Origin of the sequence: Streptomyces griseorubiginosus (genome assembly GCF_036345115.1) — a bacterium.
GTDB classification, from domain to species: domain Bacteria; phylum Actinomycetota; class Actinomycetes; order Streptomycetales; family Streptomycetaceae; genus Streptomyces; species Streptomyces griseorubiginosus_C.
The window spans coordinates 6,568,874-6,588,905 of sequence record NZ_CP107766.1 but is presented as its reverse complement, the minus strand read 5'-3'; the positions used below and the strand labels follow the sequence as shown (position 1 = coordinate 6,588,905).

At 69.7% G+C, this 20,032-nt stretch carries 17 protein-coding genes; 8 read left to right on the top strand and 9 right to left on the bottom strand.

Features of this window, described 5'->3' with window-relative positions:
• Window positions 1–38: 38 nt before the first annotated feature.
• The 7 genes from OHN19_RS29800 to OHN19_RS29770 all read left to right on the top strand — a co-directional run bounded on the left by OHN19_RS29800 (window position 39) and on the right by OHN19_RS29770 (window position 9,386).
• Entirely contained in the window at window positions 39–977 is a 939-nt protein-coding gene (locus OHN19_RS29800; protein ID WP_330267146.1) for a glycosyl hydrolase, read from the top strand.
• Window positions 978–1,188: 211 nt separating this feature from the next.
• Window positions 1,189–2,484, top strand: coding sequence for an ABC transporter substrate-binding protein (locus OHN19_RS29795; RefSeq protein WP_330267145.1), 1,296 nt, complete (start codon window positions 1,189–1,191; stop codon window positions 2,482–2,484).
• Between the two features lie 19 nt (window positions 2,485–2,503).
• Window positions 2,504–3,472, top strand: coding sequence for a sugar ABC transporter permease (locus OHN19_RS29790; RefSeq protein WP_330267144.1), 969 nt, complete (start codon window positions 2,504–2,506; stop codon window positions 3,470–3,472).
• Window positions 3,469–4,305: a carbohydrate ABC transporter permease gene (locus OHN19_RS29785; RefSeq protein WP_330267143.1), complete on the top strand. Its 837-nt coding sequence runs from the start codon at window positions 3,469–3,471 to the stop codon at window positions 4,303–4,305. Before OHN19_RS29790 ends, OHN19_RS29785 begins: the two co-directional genes overlap by 4 nt.
• A 144-nt stretch (window positions 4,306–4,449) precedes the next feature.
• Window positions 4,450–7,251 carry a LamG-like jellyroll fold domain-containing protein gene (locus OHN19_RS29780; protein ID WP_330267142.1) on the top strand — a complete coding sequence of 934 codons (2,802 nt, stop codon included), beginning with the start codon at window positions 4,450–4,452 and terminating at the stop codon, window positions 7,249–7,251.
• 103 nt (window positions 7,252–7,354) lie between these two features.
• Window positions 7,355–8,164, top strand: coding sequence for a hypothetical protein (locus OHN19_RS29775; protein WP_330267141.1), 810 nt, complete (start codon window positions 7,355–7,357; stop codon window positions 8,162–8,164).
• A gap of 145 nt (window positions 8,165–8,309) precedes the next feature.
• Window positions 8,310–9,386, top strand: coding sequence for a hypothetical protein (locus tag OHN19_RS29770; RefSeq protein ID WP_330267140.1), 1,077 nt, complete (start codon window positions 8,310–8,312; stop codon window positions 9,384–9,386).
• A 49-nt stretch (window positions 9,387–9,435) separates the two neighbouring features.
• On the opposite strand, the gene OHN19_RS29765 is transcribed toward OHN19_RS29770, so the two are convergent.
• The 6 genes from OHN19_RS29765 to urtA form a co-directional block, all read right to left on the bottom strand.
• On the bottom strand, window positions 9,436–10,083 hold the full coding sequence (locus OHN19_RS29765) for a superoxide dismutase (RefSeq protein WP_055634704.1): 648 nt from the start codon (window positions 10,081–10,083) through the stop codon (window positions 9,436–9,438).
• Between the two features lie 125 nt (window positions 10,084–10,208).
• Window positions 10,209–10,901, bottom strand: a complete 693-nt coding sequence (gene urtE, locus OHN19_RS29760; protein ID WP_330267139.1) for an urea ABC transporter ATP-binding subunit UrtE — start codon at window positions 10,899–10,901, stop codon at window positions 10,209–10,211.
• A 5-nt stretch (window positions 10,902–10,906) separates the two neighbouring features.
• Window positions 10,907–11,695, bottom strand: a complete 789-nt coding sequence (gene urtD / locus OHN19_RS29755) for an urea ABC transporter ATP-binding protein UrtD (protein WP_330267138.1) — start codon at window positions 11,693–11,695, stop codon at window positions 10,907–10,909.
• A complete protein-coding gene (urtC, locus tag OHN19_RS29750; RefSeq protein ID WP_330267137.1) occupies window positions 11,692–12,819 on the bottom strand; it encodes an urea ABC transporter permease subunit UrtC in 1,128 nt (375 codons plus the stop codon). The genes urtD and urtC overlap by 4 nt, the downstream gene beginning before the upstream one ends.
• Entirely contained in the window at window positions 12,816–13,700 is an 885-nt protein-coding gene (urtB, locus tag OHN19_RS29745; protein ID WP_330267136.1) for an urea ABC transporter permease subunit UrtB, read from the bottom strand. Before urtB ends, urtC begins: the two co-directional genes overlap by 4 nt.
• Window positions 13,701–13,805: 105 nt before the next feature.
• Complete coding sequence (urtA, locus tag OHN19_RS29740; RefSeq protein WP_330267135.1) at window positions 13,806–15,059, bottom strand: urea ABC transporter substrate-binding protein; 1,254 nt, start codon at window positions 15,057–15,059, stop codon at window positions 13,806–13,808.
• 401 nt (window positions 15,060–15,460) lie between these two features.
• Here urtA and OHN19_RS29735 point away from each other — a divergent pair, with 401 nt between their 5' ends.
• The gene (locus OHN19_RS29735; RefSeq protein WP_330267134.1) at window positions 15,461–15,955 is read left to right on the top strand and encodes a MarR family transcriptional regulator; all 495 of its coding nucleotides are present in this window, start codon (window positions 15,461–15,463) and stop codon (window positions 15,953–15,955) included.
• Here the strand turns inward: OHN19_RS29735 and OHN19_RS29730 are convergent.
• The 3 genes from OHN19_RS29730 to OHN19_RS29720 all read right to left on the bottom strand — a co-directional run bounded on the left by OHN19_RS29730 (window position 15,912) and on the right by OHN19_RS29720 (window position 19,925).
• Window positions 15,912–17,030, bottom strand: coding sequence for a substrate-binding domain-containing protein (locus OHN19_RS29730; protein WP_330267133.1), 1,119 nt, complete (start codon window positions 17,028–17,030; stop codon window positions 15,912–15,914). The two genes, OHN19_RS29735 and OHN19_RS29730, sit on opposite strands and share 44 nt — an antisense overlap.
• Window positions 17,031–17,179: 149 nt before the next feature.
• On the bottom strand, window positions 17,180–18,412 hold the full coding sequence (locus OHN19_RS29725; RefSeq protein WP_330267132.1) for an MFS transporter: 1,233 nt from the start codon (window positions 18,410–18,412) through the stop codon (window positions 17,180–17,182).
• Between the two features lie 58 nt (window positions 18,413–18,470).
• Window positions 18,471–19,925, bottom strand: coding sequence for an MFS transporter (locus OHN19_RS29720; protein ID WP_330267131.1), 1,455 nt, complete (start codon window positions 19,923–19,925; stop codon window positions 18,471–18,473).
• Window positions 19,926–20,032 lie beyond the last annotated feature (107 nt).

The following is a 20,032-nucleotide window of genomic DNA, read 5'->3' as shown; positions in this document are numbered from 1 at the left end:
CCGACAAAGCCGGCTCCCGCCGGCAGAAGAAGGTCGTCATGGCCTCCCTTGCCCCCGCCCCGGCGCCCCTGTACGAGGACCCCGTCCACGCGGGCCCGACCGATCCCGTCGTGCAGTACGACGGCCGGCAGTGGTGGATGTTCTACACACAGCGTCGCTCCGACGTGTCGGCGCCCGGCGTCGCCTGGGTGCACGGCACCGCGATCGGCGTCGCGACCAGCACGGACGGCCGCGAGTGGCTCTACCGCGGAGTGCTGGACAGCCTCCCGTTCGAACCGGGCACCAACACGTTCTGGGCCCCGGAGATCGTGCGGGCGCCCGACGGGGTGTTCCACATGTACGTCAGCTACATCCGCGGGGTGCCGGACCGCTGGGAGGGCCACGACCGGCGGATCCTGCACTACACCAGCGGGGACCTGTGGCACTGGGTGCTGGCCGGGCCGGTGCCGCTCAGCTCACGCCGGGTCATCGACGCCTGCGTCCATCCGCTGCCGGACGGCTCGGGCTGGCGCATGTGGTACAAGGACGAGGCCCACGGCTCGCACACCTGGGCGGCGGACTCGGCGGACCTGTACGACTGGCGGGTGCGGGGTCCCGTGCTGGAGCACCGGCCGCACGAGGGACCGAACGTCTTCGCGCTGGACGGCCGGTACTGGATGGTCGTCGACTGCTGGGACGGCCAGGACGTGTTCCGCTCCGCCGACCTCGACGACTGGACCCCGGCGGGCCGCATCCTCGACGGCTCCGGCATCCGCGAGGACGACCGGGGTGTGGGACACCACGCCGACGTCGTCGCGGGCTCCGACGCGGCCTGGATCTTCTACTTCACCCACCCCGACCGGGAGACGGAGCCCCCGTCCGCCGACGGCCCGGCGCAGCGCCGCTCGGTGATTCAACTGGCCCGCCTCACGACGGACGGCGACCACCTCCGCCTGGACCGCGACACGGTCCCGTTCCACACCTTGCCACTCCCCTGACACGCCCTTTCCTGCCCTGACACCTACGTCCCGGCCGAGGCGACCCGCCCGTCGGCCCCGGTACCCCCGCCCCGGCCAAGGCGCCCACTCCGCTCAGTGCACCGGCCTCGCACCCCGCTCCCGCCCAGGACGGCGTTCCTGGCCCCGCTCCCTCCGCCCCCGTACACACCACACCCGCCCCCGCCTCACGCGCTCCCCGAAAGGACCCACCATGTCCACCAACCCCACCGCAGACAGCACCCCCCAGCTCACCAGACGGCGCTTCGTGCAGGGCGGTCTCATGGCCGCCGTTCTCGGGGGGACCGCGCTGGGTGCCGCCGCCTGTTCCACCAGCACCGCGGTCGGCGGGGGCGGCGGGAAGGGGTCCGTCTCCTTCTTCTCCTGGGACACCCAGACCGTCATGAAGCCGGTGCTGGACCTGTTCACCAAGCAGACCGGCGCCTCCGTCTCCTTCTCCTACGCACCGCCGGTGCCGCAGTACGTCTCCACCCTGCAGACCCGCCTCCAGGCGCACACAGGCGCGGATGTCTTCATCCTCACCGCCGAGGACAAGCAGCTGGTCGGCGGCGGCTTCGTGAAGAACCTGACCGGCCAGAAGTTCCTGGAGCCCATGAACTCCGCCAACAAGGAGTTCATGACGGTCGACGGGAAGGTCTACGGACTGTCCATCTCCTCCTGGGCCGGCGGGATCATGTACAACAAGGAGCTGCTCGCCAAGGTCGGCGCGGACAAGCTGCCGGACAGCTGGGACGGGTTCCTGGACCTGTGCCGCAAGCTCAAGGACAAGGGCATCACCCCGTACTACGACGCCGCCCACGACGGCAACTTCATGGCGCTGTGGGGCCTGCTCGGCGGGTACTTCGACAGCCGGACCGCCTTCCCCGACGCCGACATCTTCGCGGGCAGAACCACCTTCGCCGACACCTGGACCGACCCGCTGGTCGCCTACTGCAAGCTGTACACCGAGAAGCTGACGCCCAAGGCCGTGCTGGGCCTGACCGGCGACCAGGTGGTCAGCGAGTTCGCCAACGGACGCGTGGCCATGTTCGGCGCCGGCACCTGGAACGTGCCCGCGGTCCAGAAGAGCGCCCCGAAGCTTTCCTTCCAGACCGAGGCCATCCCCGGCATCACCCCGGGCACCAGCTACTGGACCGGTGCCGCCAGCCCGGGCTACGCGATCAACCCCAAGGCCAAGAACCCCGAAGCCGCCCTGAAGTTCCTGGAGTTCCTGGCGAGCCCCGACGCCGTGAAGGCGTACGGCAAGTCCAGCGGCGCCATCACCACGACCAGCAACTACACGCCGAGCTTCGCCGACAGCATCACCAACCAGGCCCTCGGCGCCCGCTCCGGCAAGATCTACCTCCCCGTCGTCGCCTGGCCGCGCCACTCCAACGAGCTCAGCCAGGAGCTCAACACCCAGATGCAGCAGATGATCCAGGGCTCGGTCAAGCCCAAGGACATCCCCGCCGCGCTGGACAAGAAGCTCAAGCAGCTCGACGCGAAGTAGGCGGGAAGCGACAGCCCTCATGGCCATACAGACCCCCGACCTCCCCACCCGGGCCCGCGCCGGCACCGCGCCGGACGGCGCGTCCGGCGGGACCCGCCCCGGCCGCCGCCGGCTGCGCGAGCAGCTGACCACGCAGGCGTTCCTGGTGCCGATCGCCCTCGTCCTGGTGGTGCTGTTCGTGGTGCCGCTCGCCGAGTCGGTGTACTACAGCTTCACCGACTACAGCGGCTCCTCACCGACCCGGCACCTGGTCGGGCTGCGGAACTACCGGCAGATCTTCACCGACCCCTCGGTGCTGACGGGCCTCGGATTCACCCTGCTGTACGCGGTGGCGACCACCCTGATCGTGACCGTCCTGGCCATCCCGCTCGCGGTGATCCTCAACCGCCGCTTCCCCGGCCGGAGTCTGGTCCGCGCGGCGTTCTTCTTCCCCGCCGTACCCAGCATGGCGATCCTCGGCCTGGTGTGGACGTTCGTCCTGTCGCCGCTGTCCTCCGGGGTGATCAACTCCGTGCTGGGCGGCCTCTTCGGAGTCGGCCCGGTGCCGTGGCTGTCGGACAACACCCTGGCCAAGGTCTCGGTGATCGTGGTCGGGGTCTGGGCCCAGACCGGCTGGCACGCCGTCCTCTACCTCGCCTACCTCCAGTCCGTCCCCCGGGACTACTACGAGGCCGCCACCATCGACGGGGCCACCCCGCGCCAGCAGTTCTTCCGCATCACGCTGCCGCTGCTCGCCCCGGCCATGACGGTCAGCCAGTTCCTGCTGCTCATCAACGGCCTGAGGGTGTACGACCTGCCGTTCACCCTCACCAACGGCGGGCCCGGCTACGCCACCTTCACCATGACCCAGGTACTCGTGCAACGCGGCATCGTCGAGGCCGACTACGGGCTCGGCGCCGCACTGAGCGTGATCTTCCTGATCGCGGTCGCCGCCGTGCTGTCCCTCCAGCTCTCGGTGACCCGCAGGCTGGAAAGGAGGTTCCGGTGACGGCGATCCTCTCCCGGCTGCGCACCCGGGGCTGGCTGACCAGCGTCTACATGCTGCCCCTCTCGGCGGTGATGGCGCTGCCCTTCTACTACGTCCTCGTCAACACCCTCAAGTCGCAGGCGCAGACCACCGGTTCACCCCTCGCGCTGCCGACCTCACCGGACTTCTCCACCTACCGCCGAGTCCTCGACCAGGTCCCCGTCGCGGCGGCGTTCGCGAACACCCTCTACGTCACGGTGGTCTCGGTGGCCCTCATGGTGCTGATCGGCGCCATGGCCGCGTACGCCCTGACGATCCGCCCCACCAGGTTCAACCGGCGTTTCGGCAAGCTCCTGCTGCTCGCGTTCGTCGTGCCCACCCAGTCCACGCTGATCCCCGTCTACCAGATCTTCGTCAAACTGAACCTGGTCAACAGCCTGAACGGCCTGGTCCTGGTCTACAGCGCGGGCTCGATCTTCTGCTGGTTCGTCATCCAGGGCTACATGGCCACCCTGCCGTTCGAGGTCATCGAGGCGGCCCGGCTGGACGGCTGCGGTCCCTGGCAGGTCTTCTGGCGGATCGTGCTGCCGCTGATCCGGCCCATCCTGGCCACGGTCGCGGTGTTCCAGACCATGTGGATCTGGAACGACTTCTTCACCCCCAACGTGTACCTGAGCGACCCGGGCAAGAGCACGATCGTGCTGGAGGTCTACACCTCGGTCGGGCAGTTCCAGGTCGACTGGCCGGCCTTCCTGACCCTGAGTGTCATGGCCCTGGTCCCCATGGTGGTCTTCTTCGTCGCGGTCCAGCGGCACATCGTGTCCGGCCTGCTCAGCGGCGCCGTCAAGGGCTGAACCCCACCCCTGACGAGCTGACCGCCGCCCTTTCCCCAGATCGACCGGTGCGTTCGGCGCGCCCTCTCCCCGCACCGCCCGGCACGGCGTGCGCACCGGTCCGCTCCACCTCTCCCTCATCCGCTCCGTTCGAAGAGGAACGCAATGCGAAGATGGCCACGCCGCCTCATGGCGGCCCTGGGCAGCGCGGCAGCCACGCTGGGACTCGTGCTCGTCCCCAGCACGGTTGCGCACGCTGCGACCTGCACCACGTACTACGTCTCGTCGTCGTCCGGCAGCGACAGCAACGACGGATGCAGTACCGCCACCCCGTGGAAGACGCTCACGAACGTCAACGCGACGACGTTCACGGCCGGCAACCAGATCCTGTTCCAGGCCGGCGGTTCCTGGACCGGCGAACTCCAGCCCCAGGGATCCGGCGCCGCCGGCAACCCGATCGTGATCGGCAGTTACGGGTCCGGTGCCGCGCCCATCCTCAACGGCGGGGGCGCCGCGGCCACCGTCTACCTCCACAACCAGCAGTACTGGACCGTCCAGAACCTGGAGATCACCAACCCGGCGTCCAGTGCGGCGGTCCGCAGCGGCATCCAGCTGGAGAACGACACCACCGGCATCCTCGCCGGGATCCACATCCTGAACAACAACATCCATGACGTGAAGGGGTACTGGGCGAACGTCCAGAACCCCGTGCAGCCGAGCCAGTCCTCCGGCATCGCCTTCGACGTCACCGACAACAACACCACCAGCGGCTGGGACGACGTCCGGATCAGCAACAACACGCTGACCCGCGACGACGCCGGCGGCATCTACATCGGCTCGCTCGTGGGCCTGAACCACAACATCAACACCACCAACGTCGTCATCGACGGCAACACCCTCACCGACATGGGCGGCAACGACATCGTCTGCGTGTTCTGCGCCTCACCGCTCATCCAGAACAACGTGGCCACGGACAACGGCTACCGCTACTCCGGCGCCGGTCTGTGGAACGGGTGGACCACGAACGCGGTGTTCCAGAACAACGAGGTCTCCCGGCAGTACCGCAACTTCGTCGACGGCCAGGCCTTCGACATCGACAACAACAACTCCGGCACCGTCATCCAGTACAACTGGAGCCACGACAACCCGTTCGGCTTCACGGAGTGGTGCTGCCGCAGCGGCTTCGGCGCCAAGTCCTCGGTGATCCGCTACAACATCAGCCAGAACGACGGCGCGTCCAACGCGGTCTTCCCCGGCATGGGCGGCGTCGACAGCAACACCACCGCCCAGGTGTACAACAACACGATCTACATGGGTGAGGGCGACAACGGCAATGTGACCGGCGGGACTCCGAACAGCACGGTCGCCTTCTCGAACAACATCGTCTACAAGCTGGGCACCGGCGGCTACGCCACCAACAAGACGACGTGGACCCACAACCTGTTCTACGGCAACCATCCCGCGAGCGAACCGGCCGACTCGGCGAAGATCACCGCCGACCCGCTGTTCGTGAACCCGGGCGCCGGTGGAACGGGCCGGGCCTCCGCGGCGGTCTACAAGCTGCGCAGCGGCTCCCCCGCCCTCGGCGCGGGCGCGGTCGTCTCGTCCAACGGCGGCCAGGACTACTTCGGCAACACCGTCTCCGCCACCGCCGCGCCCAACATCGGCGCCTACAACGGCCCGGCCGTCTCCGGACCCACCGCCCACGCGGGCGCGTACTGGCCGCTGGAGGAGGGTTCCGGCACCGCCACCGCCGACCTGACCGGCGGCGCCAACAACGGCACCCTCCAGGCCGGGGCTTCCTGGACGACCGGCACGGTCGGCACGGGCGCCGTCAGTCTGACCGGCGCGAGCAACTCCTGGGTGGACATACCCACCACGGCCCTCGACACCAGCGGCAGCTACACGGTCTCCGCGTGGGTCAAGCCCAACAGCCTCACCGGCAACCAGACCTACGCGAGCATCGACGGCGCGAACATCAGCCCCTTCTACCTCCAGCTGTCGGGCGGCACCTTCGCCTTCACCGTCCGCAGCGCCGACTCGACCGGCGCCACGTACAAGCAGGTCACCGGCGGCAGCCCCGCCACCGGCACCTGGTACCACCTGACCGGCGTGTACGACAACAGCGCCCACACCATCGCGCTGTACGTCAACGGCCAGCTCCAGGGCACCACGGCGTTCTCCTCGCCGTGGAAGGCCACCGGCCACACCACGATCGGCCGGGCCAAGTGGAACGGCGGGAACGTGGACTTCGCCAACGGCGCCGTCGACGACGTACGGATGATCCCCCGGGCGATCACCGCCCGCGAGGCGTACGCCCTCGGCACCGGCGCCGCCGGCTACTACCAGCTCGACGAGGGCAGCGGCCACACCGTCACCAACCTGCTCGGCAACACCGACGACGGCTACACCGAGGGCAACGGCGGCTGGGCGGGCAGCGGCAAGGTCGGCGGCGACTCGCTGAGCCTCGACGGCACCGCCGTCACCATGGCGGTCGTCCCCTCCTCGGTGATCGACACCAGCCAGAGCTACACGGTCGGCGCCTGGGTGAAGCTGAACTCCGTCAGCGGCAACAACCAGACCTTCGCCAGCCTGGTCGGCGGCAAGGTCAGCCCCTTCTACCTGCAACTGTCAGGAGGCAAGTTCACCTTCGTCACCCGGGCCTCCGACGCGAACGCGTCCGCGGCCACGACGGTGACGGCCGGCTCGGCGGCCACGACGGGCACCTGGTACCACGTCCTCGGCGTGTACGACAGCGGCGCCCAGACGATCTCGCTGTACGTCAACGGCACCCTCCAGGGCAGCACGTCCTTCACCTCCCCCTGGAAGGCGATCGGCGCCACGCTCATCGGCGCCGGCACCTACAACCAGGGACCGGTGGACTTCACCAACGGCCAGATCGACGACGTCCACTTCTACAACCGGGTCCTCAGCACCGCTGAGATCCAGACGCTCGCCGCCGACTGAACCGACGGCGGGACGGGACGGGTGCCCGCCCGGAGCATGAGGGTGCTCCGGGCCGGGCGCCCGCCCCCTTCAGGACGACCCCAGAGGAAAGGAGGAGTCGGCGATGAGCACGTCGACGAGGCACCGGCCCAGGACGCCGGCGACGAACCGTCCGCGCGTTGTCGTACCGCTCTGGACGACAGCCGTCACCGCGGTGGTGGCCGCGGTCGCCATCGCCATGGTGGCGCTGCTGTCCGGCCCGCGGCACAGCAGACCACCGGCCGCCGCACCGGCCCCACCGGTCACGGCCGTGGCGGCGACGATCGACGGCCAGGAGATCCCCGTACGGGAACTCGCCCTCTACCTCGCCCAGGAGCGGTCGGCGACCTTCACCCACTTCCGGCAGGAGTTCGGCGCCGAGGACGGCCCCGGCTTCTGGACCACGGAACACGACGGCCGGACGCCCGCCGCCTACCTCCGCGAGCGCGCCCTGGCCGACGTCACCAGGGTCACCGTCGAACTGCACCTGGCCCACCGCGAGGGCCTCCTGGCGGATTCCGGTTACGACGCCTTCCTGGCCAACTGGCAGGCGGAGAACGCCCGTCGCCGTACGGCCGTCGCCGCCCACCAGGTCATCTACGGCCCGGTGCAGTACACCGAGTCGAACTACTTCACCTACGTCCTGAACAACCTGGCCGCCGCCCTCCGCGACAGGCTCACCGCCACGCGGGCCATCACCACACCGGACAGCGCCCTCAGGTCCTGGTTCACCACCCACCGCGCCGACTTCCCGCACCAGTCGTTCACCACGGCACACGAACAGGTCCGCCAGGCGTACGTCCTGGCCCGCTACCAGGCCCTGATCGACCACCTCGCGGAATCGGCCCACGTCCGCGTGCACGACCGCGTGTTCGACGCTGTCCCGGTCGTCTGACGTCCGATCCCGTACGGCCATTTCCGGGGGCGGGTCACCCCTTGGCGGGAAGTCACGGACCGTACGGATGCGCGGCAGGCACCCGGTCCGTAGCGTCGAAGCCGTCGGGCTGTGGGCGGCCCAGCGGGAAAGGAAGCGTGAGGCCATGGGTTCCCGACGTACGACGGTGGGTGCCGCACTGAGCGCGGCCGTCGGCCTGGTCCTGCTCGCCGTCGGCTGCTCCAGCACAGCGAGCGGGAAATTCGCCGAGAACACGCGGGGCAGCGGCACTGATGAGCCGGTCGTCCTGACGCTGGCCACACCGATGGGCGGGAGTGAGGAGTTCGACGCCTTCCTGCGGAACGTGCGGACGCTGTCCCACGGCTCGATCCAGATCTCGGCCGAGTTCGACGCCCACCATGAGGAGGGACCGGACTTCGAGGAGCGACTGCTCGATGACGTGCGGTCCGGACGGGTCGATCTGGCCGCCCTCGGCAGTCGGGTCTTCGACATCCGTAGGGCCCCTGCCCTGGGCGCCCTGACCGCACCACTGCTGATCAACAGCTTCGACGCCGAGGAGAAGGTCCTCGGCGCACCGGTCGCCCAGCGCATGATCCGCGAGGTCGACGGCGACGGTCTCACCGGCGTGGGCCTGCTCCCGGGCAGCCTGCGCCGCCCCTTCGGCGCCGGGACACCCCTGCTCGGTCCGCAGGACTACAAGGGACGCACCATCGGCATCCAGGAGTCCAAGGTCGCCGACTCCACCATGCGCGCCCTCGGCGCGAAGCCGGAATGGTTCGGCGCGGGCAGCTCGGTGGCGGGTCTCGACGGGTTCGAGCAGCAGATCGGATCCGTCAACGGGAACCGCTACGACAAAGCGGGGATGATCGGCACTTCCAACGTCGTTCTGTGGCCCCGCCCGATCGTCCTGGTCGCCAACACCAAGGTCGTCGAGCGGCTCGGTGAGGACCGGCACAGGCTCCTGCGGGAGGCGGCGCGGCAGGCGGTGCACGGCGCCGCCGCGGACCTGCGCGCAGAGGAGAACAGGGACCTGGAGAGCCTCTGCGCCCGGGGCCAGAAGTTCGCCGCCGTGAGCCCGGCCCGGTCGGCCGCACTGCGCGAGGCGGTGCAGCCGGTGTACGACCGGCTCTCCCGGGACCGGCGGACCAAGGAGTACCTCGACACCGTCACCGCTCTGGTGCGGGACGTGCCGGCCGAGCGGCCCGTGTCCTGCGGGGGCTGAACCGAAGGGCTCCCGCGCGTCACGTCCTCGCGGGAGCCAGGTCACGACGTCACGGGCGGAGCAGCAGGCTGTCGCCGCGCTCCTTGGCGGCCGCGTAACGCTTCGCCACGTCCTGCCAGTTGACCACGGCCCACATGGCGTCGATGAAGTCGACCTTCTGGTTCTTGTACTGGAGGTAGAAGGCGTGCTCCCAGGCGTCGAAGACCAGGACCGGGGTCGAGCCCTGGCCGACGTTGCCCTGGTGGTCGTAGACCTGCTCGACGACGAGTCGCCCGCTGAGCGGCTCGTAGGCCAGGACGCCCCAGCCGGAGCCCTGGGTGGTCGCCGCCGCCTTGGTCAGCTGTGCCTTGAAACCCGCGAAGGAGCCGAAGGACTCGGTGATCGCGTCGGCGAGGTCGCCCACGCCGTCGGCGGCGAGGGGCTCGCCGCCGCCGTCCTTCGGGCCGGTCATGTTCTGCCAGTAGATGGAGTGCAGGATGTGCCCGGAGAGGTGGAAGGCCAGGTTCTTCTCCAAGCCGTTGATCGAGCCCCACGTCTCCTTGTCGCGCGCCTCCGCCAGCTGCTCCAGCGTGTCGTTGGCGCCCTTGACGTAGGCCGCGTGGTGCTTGTCGTGGTGCAGTTCGATGATCTCCGGGCTGATCACGGGCGCGAGCGCCGAGTAGTCGTAGGGAAGCTCCGGGAGCGTGTAGACCGCCATGTCCAATATCCTCCGACACTATTGCCAATCATGTGCAGTTGCACGCTAGCAGCAAGAACCCCGGTGGCCGATCAGGCATTGGTCCTAGGACTCGGACTCGGCCTCAGACGTGACGGCGACGGGCCTCACACGCTGAGCGCGGCCCGTACCGTCTGCTCGGCGCCCGTGCCGCCCTCGCCCGAGGACGTCACCCGGCCCGCCTCCAGGACGTAGTACTGCTGCGCGGCCCGCATGGCGAAGCCGACGTGCTGCTCCACGAGGAGGACCGAGAGGCCGCCGCGCCGGGTGAGGGCGAGGATCGTCTCCTCGATCTCGGCGACGACGGACGGCTGGATGCCCTCGGTCGGTTCGTCGAGCAGGAGCAGCCTCGGCCGGGTGATCAGGGCGCGGGCGATGGCGAGTTGCTGCCGCTGCCCGCCGGAGAGCAGGCCGGCGCGGCGGCCGGACAGTTCCCGCAGGACGGGGAAGAGGTCCAGGGCCTCGGCGGTCGCCTCCTTGCCGTCGGGGCGTCCGTCGGCGACGAGTTGCAGGTTCTCGGCGGTCGTCAGATGCGGGAAGGACTGCTGGCCCTGGGGGACGTACGCCATGCCGCGGGCCACCCGCTGGTGCGGGGCGAGGCGCGTGATGTCCTCGCCGTCCAGCAGGACCGCGCCCTTCTTCGGCTTCAGCAGGCCCATGGCGACCCGCAGGAGGGTGCTCTTCCCGGCGCCGTTGTGGCCCAGCACGGTGGCGACCGCGTCCTTCGGCACCGAGACCGTCACACCGTGCAGCACGGTGGTGCGGTCGTAGCCGGCCTGTACGGAACTGATCTCCAGCATGGGTCTCAGGCCTCCTCGGTGACGGCGACGGGTGTGGTGGGCGTCGCTTCGGGTTCGGGTTCGGAGGCGCGTCCGAGGTAGACCTCCTGGACCTTGGCGTCGGCCTGCACCTCGGCGACCGTGCCCTCGCTGAGCACCTTGCCGGCGTGCAGCACGCTGACGCTGCGGGCGAAGGAGCGCATGAAGTCCATGTCGTGCTCGATGACGACGACCGTGTGGTCCTCGCTCACCCGCTGCAACAGCCCGCCGGTGGCCTCCCGTTCCTCGTGGCTCATACCGGCCACCGGCTCGTCGAGCAGGAGCAGCTTCACGTCCTGGACGAGCAGCATGCCGATCTCCAGCCACTGCTTCTGCCCGTGGGCGAGCACGCCCGCGGGGCGGTCGCGCAGCTCGGTCAGACCGGTGGTCTCCAGTGCCCTCGCGACCGGCTCGGGGATGTCCTTGCGGCGGCGCAGCATCGTCCACACGCCCCGCCCGGCGCCCGCCGCGATGTCGAGGTTCTGCAGGACGGTCAGTTCCTCGAAGATGCTGGCCGTCTGGAACGTACGGCCGATGCCCAGCCGGGCGATCTTCTGCACGGGCCTGCCCAGCAGGTCGTGGTCGCCGAAGCGGACCGACCCGGTGGCCTTCACCAGGCCGGTGATCGCGTCGACCAGCGTGGTCTTCCCTGCGCCGTTCGGGCCGATGAGGAAGCGCAGGTCGCCGGGGCGGATGTCCAGGTCGACGCCGTCGACGGCGGTGAACCCGTCGAACGTCACCCGCAGGTCGCGGACGGTCAGTCCCTCGCCGCTCATGCTGTCTCTCCAGTCGCAGGAGTACCGGTACGGGTGCGGCGCCTTCGCAGGACGACGCCCAGGGAGGCCAGGCCGCCGGGCAGGAAGCCGACCGCCAGCACGAACAGCAGGCCCTGGAGGTAGGTCCACGCGGCGGGGAACTCGTCGGACAGCGTGCTCTGCGCCCAGGCCACGGCGATCGCGCCGAGCACCGCTCCCACCAGGGACGCCCGTCCGCCGACCGCCGCGCCGATGACGAAGCCGATGGAGGGCACGATGCCGATCAGGGCCGGGGAGATGATCCCGACGGCCGGGACGAAGAGGGCTCCCGCGAGGCCCGCCATGCCGGCCGCGACGACGTACGCGACGAGCTTGACGTTCGCCGGGTTGTAGCCGAGGAAGCGCACCCGCTCCTCTGAGTCCCGTACGGCGACCAGGAGTTCGCCGTAGCGGCTGACGAAGAGCTGGCGGGCGAGTGCCATCAGCAGGAGCAGCACGGCGGCGATGATGAAGTACACCATCCGCTGGTTGACCGGGTCGTCGAGCGAGTAGCCGAAGAAGCCCTGGATGTCGGTGAGGCCGTTGGTGCCGCCCGTGGTCGCCTGCTGGCCGACCAGCCAGATGGAGAGGGCGGCGGCGAGGGCCTGGCTGAGGATCGCGAAGTAGGCGCCCTTCACCTTGCGCCGGAACACCAGGAAGCCGAGCAGCGCGGCCACCGCCATGGGCAGCAGTACGGTCATGGCCAGCGCGAACCCCGGGTTGGCGAAGGGCTTCCACCACCAGGGCAGTGCGTCGCCGGTGCCGTACAACTGCATGAAGTCCGGCAGCTTCTCGCCGGTGGCGGCGGCGTCGGTGAGCTTGAGGTGCATGGCCATGGCGTAGCCGCCGAGCCCGAAGAAGACGCCCTGGCCGAGCACCATGAGTCCGCCGCGGCCCCAGGCCAGGCTGACCCCGACGGCCACGATCGCGTAGCACAGGTACTTGGCGAGGAGGGAGAGGCGGAAGTCGGAGAGGGCGAGCGGGGCGACGCCAAGCAGGAGTACGGCGCCGAGGGCGAAGCCGGCGGGCACCCGGAAGCGGTGCAGCAGGGGTGTGGCGGGCGGGGGCACGGTGGCGGGGGGCGTGGTCGTGGTCGTGGTCGTCATGCCAGGCTCCGGGTGCGCAGTGTGTACAGGCCCTGGGGTCGCCACTGGAGGAAGGCGACGATCGCCACCAGCACCACGACCTTGGCGACGCTGACGGTGGTCGAGTACTCGAGGACGGACTGCAGCACGCCCAGCGCGAACGCTGTGATGACGGCGCCCTTCAGCTGTCCGATGCCGCCGACGACCACGACCAGGAAGGCGTCCACGATGTAGTTGGTGCCCATGGTCGGGCCGATCGGTCCGACCAGGGTGAGCGCGACGCCGGCCACGCCCGCCAGGCCGGAGCCGATGAAGAAGGTGATCCGGTCGACCTGTCCGGTGGCGATGCCGGAGACCTCGGCGAGGTCGCGGTTCTGCACGACGGCCCGGATCCGGCGGCCGAGCGGGGTGAACCGCAGGACCAGGGTCAGGCCGAGGACGCAGAGGAGCGCCAGTCCCAGGATGAACAGGCGGTTGTTGGCGAAGGTGACCGAGCCGGCCGAGATGTTGCCGGTGAGGAGGTCGGGTGCCGCCGTCTGCACGTTGGGGGCGCCGAAGACGTCCCGGGCCAGCTGCTGGAGCATCAGCGAGACGCCCCAGGTGACCAGCAGGGTGTCCAGCGGGCGGGTGTAGAGACGCCGGATGAGCAGCCATTCCAGGAGGGCGCCCATGGCTCCCGCGACCAGGAACGCGAGCGGCAGGGCGACGAGGAGGGAGACCCCGGCGCTGCTGATGGACTTCTGCAGGACGTACGTCGTGTAGGCGCCGGCCATGATGAACTCGCCGTGCGCCATGTTGATGACGCCCATCTGACCGAACGTCAGGGTCAGGCCGAGGGCGATGAGAAGCAGGACGGCACCGATGCTGATGCCGGTGAAGGACTGGTTGAGGACGACCGTCATGAAGCGGCTCCGGGTCGGGTACGGACGTACGGGCTGGCGCGTGCGGGCATCCATGGGCGTGGCCCGGCCCCGTGACGGAGCCGGGTCGATCCCGTGGGGCGTGGCTCAGGACAGGCCGGAGGCCCAGGAGTAGCCCTTGAGGTACGGGTCCGGCTTGATCGGCTTGCCGGAGTTCCAGACCTCCTCGATCAGGCCGTCGGAGCCGACCTTGCCGATGCGGGCGGTCTTGTAGACGTGCTGGGTGGCGCCGTCGACGGTGACCTTGCCCTCGGGGGCGTCGAGGACGATGCCGTCGGAGGCGGCCTTCACCTTGGCGACGTCGAAGGAGCCGGCCTTCTCGACCATCGCCTTCCAGAGGTAGACGGAGATGTACGCGGCCTCCATCGGGTCGGAGGTCGGCTTGTCCTTGCCGTAGGCCGCCTGGTAGGCCGCGACGAACTTCTTGTTCGCGGCGCCCGGGGTGGTCTCGTAGTAGTTCCAGGCCGTCAACTGGCCTTCCAGGTACTGCGTTCCGATGCTCTTGACCTCCTCCTCGGCGATCGAGACGGAGAGCACCGGCAGGCTCTTGGCGGTAAGGCCCGCGGACTTGTACTCCTTGAAGAAGGCCACGTTGCTGTCGCCGTTGAGGGTGTTGAACACCGCGTCGGCGCCCGAGCCCTTGACCTTGTTGACGATGGTGCTGAACTCCGTGGAGCCGAGCGGCGCGTAGTCCTCGCCGACCACCGTGAGGCCCTTGGCCTTCGCGTACGCCTTGATGATCTTGTTGGCGGTGCGCGGGAAGACGTAGTCGCTGCCGACCAGGTAGAGCTTGGTCAGACCCTGCTTCTTGAGGTAGTCGAGGGCGGGCACGATCTGCTGGTTGGTGGTGGCGCCGATGTAGAAGATGTACGGCGACTGCTCCAGGCCCTCGTACTGCACGGGGTAGAACAGCAGCGACTTGTACCGCTCGAAGACCGGCTTGACGGCCTTGCGGCTGGCCGAGGTCCAGCAGCCGAAGGTGGCCGCGACCTTGTCGTCCGTGATGAGGGCCTCGGCCTTCTCGGCGAACGTCGGCCAGTCGGAGGCGCCGTCCTGGCTGATGGGCTTGAGCTTCTTGCCCAGGACGCCCCCGGAGGCGTTGATCTCCTTGATGGCGAGCAGCAGCGAGTTGTGGACCGTGACCTCGCTGATGGCCATGGTGCCCGACAGCGAGTTGAGCAGACCGACCTTGACGGTGCTGCCGGACGTGTCCGCCGTGGCCGCGGAGCCCGAGGTCGACTCGGTGCCGGTCTTGGCGCCACAGGCACTGAGGGCGGCGGACGCGCCGGCCGCCGAAATGCCGGCCAGAAGACCGCGTCTGCTGATGCTGAGCCCGGACATGCACAACCTCCTTGCCCCGAAGGGCGAAACGAATTGAGCGGAGTGGCTGGAAAGAGCCGTGGGAGGGAATGAGAGGGACACGCTTCAGAAGCGGCGGCGTTGGCGCACGGGTTCCCCAGCCGTTCCGGGGTGGCGTCCGGGCTGGTCGCTGAAGTGCGTCCACAGCCTGCGAGGAGACTGTTTCCGGTGCGTTTCACGGCAATTGAAGAACGGTTTCCAGTGGAAGCAATATTGCTCGTAAAACAAAAGAGCCCCCGCTGGCGACGCACGTTTGACGGCATCTCAGCGGCGGCATTTATTGCTTCCTGCGGAAAGGATCAGTTTCTCGGTTCCCCTTGTCAAGGGGCCGGTGATCACAGGTAGGCTCGGACACCGGCGGACGGCACGAGCGGAGGACCACGATGGCGAGGCAGCCCCAGGACCTGCTCTACCTGCTGACCCGGGCCGAACGTCTCGCCGTGCGCCGAGTGCAGTCCGTACTGGACGAGTTCGACTGCTCGGTCGAGGCGTGGAGGGTGCTCGACCTGCTGTCCGACGGGCAGGGGCACAACATGACGGCCCTCGCCGACCACGCCTTCCTGCCGGCCCCGAGCCTCACCAAGCTGGTCGACCAACTCGTCGACCAGAACTGGGTCTACCGCCGCGTCGACCCCACGGACCGGCGTCGTGTGCTGGCCCACCTCACTCCGCGGGGCATGCAGCGGTGGCAGCTGCTGGCCCGTGAAGTACGGTCCGGCTGGGGGGACTTGGAGGAGTCGCTGCCGGGCGCCGAACTGGACGGACTGCTCGCGCGACTGGCCGAGGCCTTGGAGGGTCCGGGCGCCTCGGGGCGGGGCACCTTCCCCGGCGGAGTCACACCAGGTCGTGCGGAGCGCGGAGTTGGGCGAGCACGTTGAAGTCGAGTCCGTCCGCCTCCGCGAGGTAGATGCGCTGGCGCACATGCCGGTCACGGAGGTGGAGCAGGCCGCGCGGTCCTTCGTAGGAGACGGTCTCGGCGGCGGCGGAGATCGCGGCGACGTCCAGGGTGCGGGCCCGCTCGATGAGTGACGCGAGCAGCAGCACGCCCTCGTAGCAGGACTCACCGAGGCTGCCGGGGGCCGGAGCCTCGATGCCGAAGCGGTCGGCGTACTGGCCGTGGAAGTCCAGGGTGTCCTGGTTGGCCAGCGAGGCGAAGAACCCGGCCGTGCTGAACAGGTCACCGGTCGCCTCCGGACCGCTGGCCATCAGCATGTTCTCGTCCATGAGCGTGCTCAGCCTGAGGCACCGCTGGTCGAGGCCGGAGGCGGCGAAGGCCCGGTTGAAGCGGACCGCGTCACTGCCGACCAGCAGCATCAGCACGCCGTCCGCGTCCGTGTGCTCGATGCGCCGCAGTACGTCCCGGAAGTCCTCGGCGCCCAGCGGGAGGTACGCCTCACCGCAGACCCGCCCGCCCCCGCACGCGCGGGCGTAGCGGCGGGCGGCCCGGGCCGTGGTCCGGGGCCAGACGTAGTTGTTGCCGACGACGAACCATCGCCGTACCCGCCGTGTCTCGGCCAGGAGCCGCATGGCCGGCAGCAGCTGCCAGTCGGGCGTCTCGCTGGTCATGAAGACCCCGTCGGTGCGCTCCCCGCCCTCGTACAGGGCGGTGTAGACGTACGGCACCAGGTGCGCGACGCGCGGCGCCACCGCCTGCCGGACCGAGGAGATGTGCCAGCCGGTGACACCGTGGACGACCCCGGTCGCCACCAGCGCCTCGACCTCGTCGGCGACCTTCCGCGGGTCGGCGCCCCCGTCGACCTCCAGCAGCCTCAGCTCCTTGCCGAGCACCCCGCCGGCCCTGTTGACCTCCTCGGCGGCCAGCCGCGCGCACGCCTCACAGGCGGGACCGAAGATCCCGCCGGGCCCCTGCATCGGGTACACGAACGCGACGTTCAGGGCCGAGTCGTCGGCCGTGAACCACTCGGGGGTGTGGAGGCTGAGCGGCCGGTGCATGGCGACATGATTGCGGGGCGACCGGCGGCGCCCAAGGGTTGGCTGGGATTGAGACCGATTCGTAGGGGTGAGAAGGCGGGAGACGTCCTGGTCCTGCACCCCGCGGGGACGGCCGTTGCGCTGCCGCCGGCTGCCCGCCGTCTCCGCGCTCACACGGTCGCCTTCTCCGTGGTTCCGAGGCCGGTCCGTCGTGCGAGTTGCTGCCTCTGGGCCCAGGCGACGGCCGCCGGCGTCAGCAGGCCGGTCACCGCGAACATCGCTCCCACGACGTACCACCCGGGGCGCCCCCAGGTGATGCACAGGGCGATCAGCAGCCCCGGTCCGAAGGCTTCGGCCAGCCCTGCGCCCAGACCGAAGACGCCCAGGTACTGGCCGGTGGCGTGCCGAGGGGCCAGCGCGAAGGACACCTCGAAGCCGGCGGCGGAGTGCCACAGTTCACCGACCGTGTGGATCACGACGCCGGTGACGAGCAGGGTCGCGGCGGCCCAGGCGGGTACTCCGGCGGACAGGGAGACGACCGAGCAGGAGAGGAGAAAGGCCACCCCCGCTCGCCGGTAGGCGCGTCCGCCGGCCTCCGGGGAGTCGATGTCCCGGCTGGCCCGTACCTGGAACAGGACGACGATGACGGTGCCCGTGAGCATGGTGCCGGAGATGAGCCAGTGCGGGGCGGCGGTGGCGCCGACGAGCCAGAGCGGGATGGCCACGGTGAGCACCTTGAACTGGATGGCCATGACGCCGTCGAGGGTGGTGAGGAGCAGGTACGGCCGGTCCCTGAGGGCGATCCAGCGCGGGCCGCCGGCGCTCGGGACGGGGGCGACCGGCGGGAGGAGGGCCAGCAGAACGGCGGTGACCACGAAGGCGACCGCGTTGCCGGCGACCATGAGCTGATAGGCGGTCACGGTGCCCACCTGCACCGCCCAGCCCGCCCCCACGGCGCCCACGGACACACCGACGTTGGTCACCGCACGGAGGTACGCCCGGAACTCCTGCGGCCGTTCTCCTCCGTAGTGCCGGATGAGCGGCGAACGGGCGGCCACCCCGGCCGCCTTCGCGGCGGCGGCCACGCAGACGACGAGCACGAACGGCCAGAAGCTGTCGGCCAGTACGAACCCGGCGGTGGCCAGTGCCTGGACCAGGAGAGTCGCCGCGTAGACACCGCGTGCCCCGCACCGATCCGCCAGATGCCCCACCCCGACGCCCAACACCAGCGCGAAGAGCCCGGCGACACCGAGCCCGAGTCCGACCTGGCCGGCCGGAAGGCGTACGGCTTCGGTGAAGTACAGGACCCCTGCGGTCAGATAGAGCCCGCTGCCCACGGTGTAGACGAAGTTCGACGCGGCGAGGACGCCTTGGGGCCCGGAGTCCGGGATGAGACGGGGCATGGCGGGGCTCCAGGTCACCGACAGCGAGTAAGGACCCGACCAGCTTGTTGCATATTACTTACGTCGACAAGACCGCACCCTCCGGACGAGACCGCGCACCACGCAGGAACACGGCGCTGGTGAGGGCGCCGAGGAGAACGAGGGCGGCGTTGACCGCGATGGCCGTCTTCAGTCCGCCGAGGACCGCCGAGGCTCCTGTGCCGGTCATCGCGACGGTGGCGATGGCGCTCATGATCGGCGTGCCCATGGTGATACCGATCTGCTGGGTCATGGTCGCGAGCCCGGTGGCCAGGCCCTGTTCGTGGTCGGCGAGACCGGACGTGGCGGTGACCATGAAGCCGACGATGACGAGCATGTTGCCGACACCTCCGGCGAAGGTGGCGACGAGGAGCAGCCACAGCGAGGAGTGAGCGGTGCCGAGGCCGAGCAGGGCGGCCGTGCACACGGTCTGCAGGACACCGCCGGTGATCAGCGTCTGTCCGGTGCCGGTCTTCCCGATGACCTTCGGGGCGACCGAGCCGCCGACGACCGTTCCGATGCCCAGCACACCGAAGGACAGACCGGCGGCCAGCGGGGAGAAGCCGAGCACCTCCTGGAGGTAGAGGGTCAGCAGGAAGACCAGTGAGGTCTCGGTGAGGAAGGCGATCAGACCGGCGACGTTGCCCCAGGCCACCGAACGCTTGCCGAGCACGCCGAGCGGCACCAGCGGGGCACTCACCTTGCGCTCGACGGCCCAGAACACGATCAGCAACAGCACGCCGGCCGCCGGCGGCAGCAGGGCGTTGGCGGAGCCCCAGCCGTGCTCACCGGCCTGGGTGAGGCCGAAGACGATGGCCAGCAGACCGAGGGTGACGCTGAGGGCGCCGGGCACGTCCAGCTTCGGGCGCTCGTCGGGCCGGGACTCCTTGACGACCGTCGGGGCGACGATCAGGACGGCGAGGGCGACGGGCACGTTGATGAAGAACGCCCAGCGCCAGGAGAGCAGGTCGGTCAGCAGGCCGCCGAGGATCGCGCCGGTGGTGAAGCCGGCGGACATCAATGCCCCGTTGAGGCCGAGGGCCTTGTCCCGCAGCGGGCCCTCCGGGAACGAGGTCGTCAAGAGGGAGAGGCCGGCCGGAGTCACCGCGGCCGTCGCGAGACCCTGGAAGACGCGGGCCGTGATCAGCACCTCCGGGTTCTGTGCCAGGCCACCCACGAGCGAGGCCGCGCCCAGCACCACCAGACCGCCGAGGAAGAGGCGGCGACGGCCGAAGAGGTCCGCGACCCGGCCGAACAACAGGGTGAAGCCCGCCGCGCACAGGGCGAACGCGGTGCCGATCCACTGCAGATGCGCCAGCGAGAAGCCCAGGCCCTCGCCGATCACCGGCAGCGCCACGTTCAGGATGGAGAAGTCCACGGCCAGCATGAACTGCGCCGCGAGCAGCAGCACCAGTACCAGCCGCAGGCGTGGGGTGAGGACGGCCGGGGCCGGTCCCACGGCCGTACCGGCCGTGTCCGGATCGGTGACGGACATGACGTCGAGTCCCTTTCGTTCGAGCTTCGCCGGTGCGTCTGTCGTGCGCACCGCTGGGAAAGAGGCTCGTCCCGGCTCGGGACCCCAACCAGCACCCTGTCTCGCCC

Excerpts from the sequence above, each read along its gene's own strand:
- OHN19_RS29800 (WP_330267146.1), top strand. The coding sequence starts at position 39 with ATGGCCTCCCTTGCCCCCGCCCCGGCGCCCCTGTACGAGGACCCCGTC.
- OHN19_RS29795 (WP_330267145.1), top strand. The coding sequence starts at position 1,189 with ATGTCCACCAACCCCACCGCAGACAGCACCCCCCAGCTCACCAGACGG.
- OHN19_RS29790 (WP_330267144.1), top strand. The coding sequence starts at position 2,504 with ATGGCCATACAGACCCCCGACCTCCCCACCCGGGCCCGCGCCGGCACC.
- OHN19_RS29780 (WP_330267142.1), top strand. The coding sequence starts at position 4,450 with ATGCGAAGATGGCCACGCCGCCTCATGGCGGCCCTGGGCAGCGCGGCA.
- OHN19_RS29775 (WP_330267141.1), top strand. The coding sequence starts at position 7,355 with ATGAGCACGTCGACGAGGCACCGGCCCAGGACGCCGGCGACGAACCGT.
- OHN19_RS29770 (WP_330267140.1), top strand. The coding sequence starts at position 8,310 with ATGGGTTCCCGACGTACGACGGTGGGTGCCGCACTGAGCGCGGCCGTC.
- OHN19_RS29765 (WP_055634704.1), bottom strand. The coding sequence starts at position 10,083 with ATGGCGGTCTACACGCTCCCGGAGCTTCCCTACGACTACTCGGCGCTC.
- urtE (WP_330267139.1), bottom strand. The coding sequence starts at position 10,901 with ATGCTGGAGATCAGTTCCGTACAGGCCGGCTACGACCGCACCACCGTG.
- urtD (WP_330267138.1), bottom strand. The coding sequence starts at position 11,695 with ATGAGCGGCGAGGGACTGACCGTCCGCGACCTGCGGGTGACGTTCGAC.
- urtC (WP_330267137.1), bottom strand. The coding sequence starts at position 12,819 with ATGACGACCACGACCACGACCACGCCCCCCGCCACCGTGCCCCCGCCC.
- urtB (WP_330267136.1), bottom strand. The coding sequence starts at position 13,700 with ATGACGGTCGTCCTCAACCAGTCCTTCACCGGCATCAGCATCGGTGCC.
- urtA (WP_330267135.1), bottom strand. The coding sequence starts at position 15,059 with ATGTCCGGGCTCAGCATCAGCAGACGCGGTCTTCTGGCCGGCATTTCG.
- OHN19_RS29735 (WP_330267134.1), top strand. The coding sequence starts at position 15,461 with ATGGCGAGGCAGCCCCAGGACCTGCTCTACCTGCTGACCCGGGCCGAA.
- OHN19_RS29730 (WP_330267133.1), bottom strand. The coding sequence starts at position 17,030 with ATGCACCGGCCGCTCAGCCTCCACACCCCCGAGTGGTTCACGGCCGAC.
- OHN19_RS29725 (WP_330267132.1), bottom strand. The coding sequence starts at position 18,412 with ATGCCCCGTCTCATCCCGGACTCCGGGCCCCAAGGCGTCCTCGCCGCG.
- OHN19_RS29720 (WP_330267131.1), bottom strand. The coding sequence starts at position 19,925 with ATGTCCGTCACCGATCCGGACACGGCCGGTACGGCCGTGGGACCGGCC.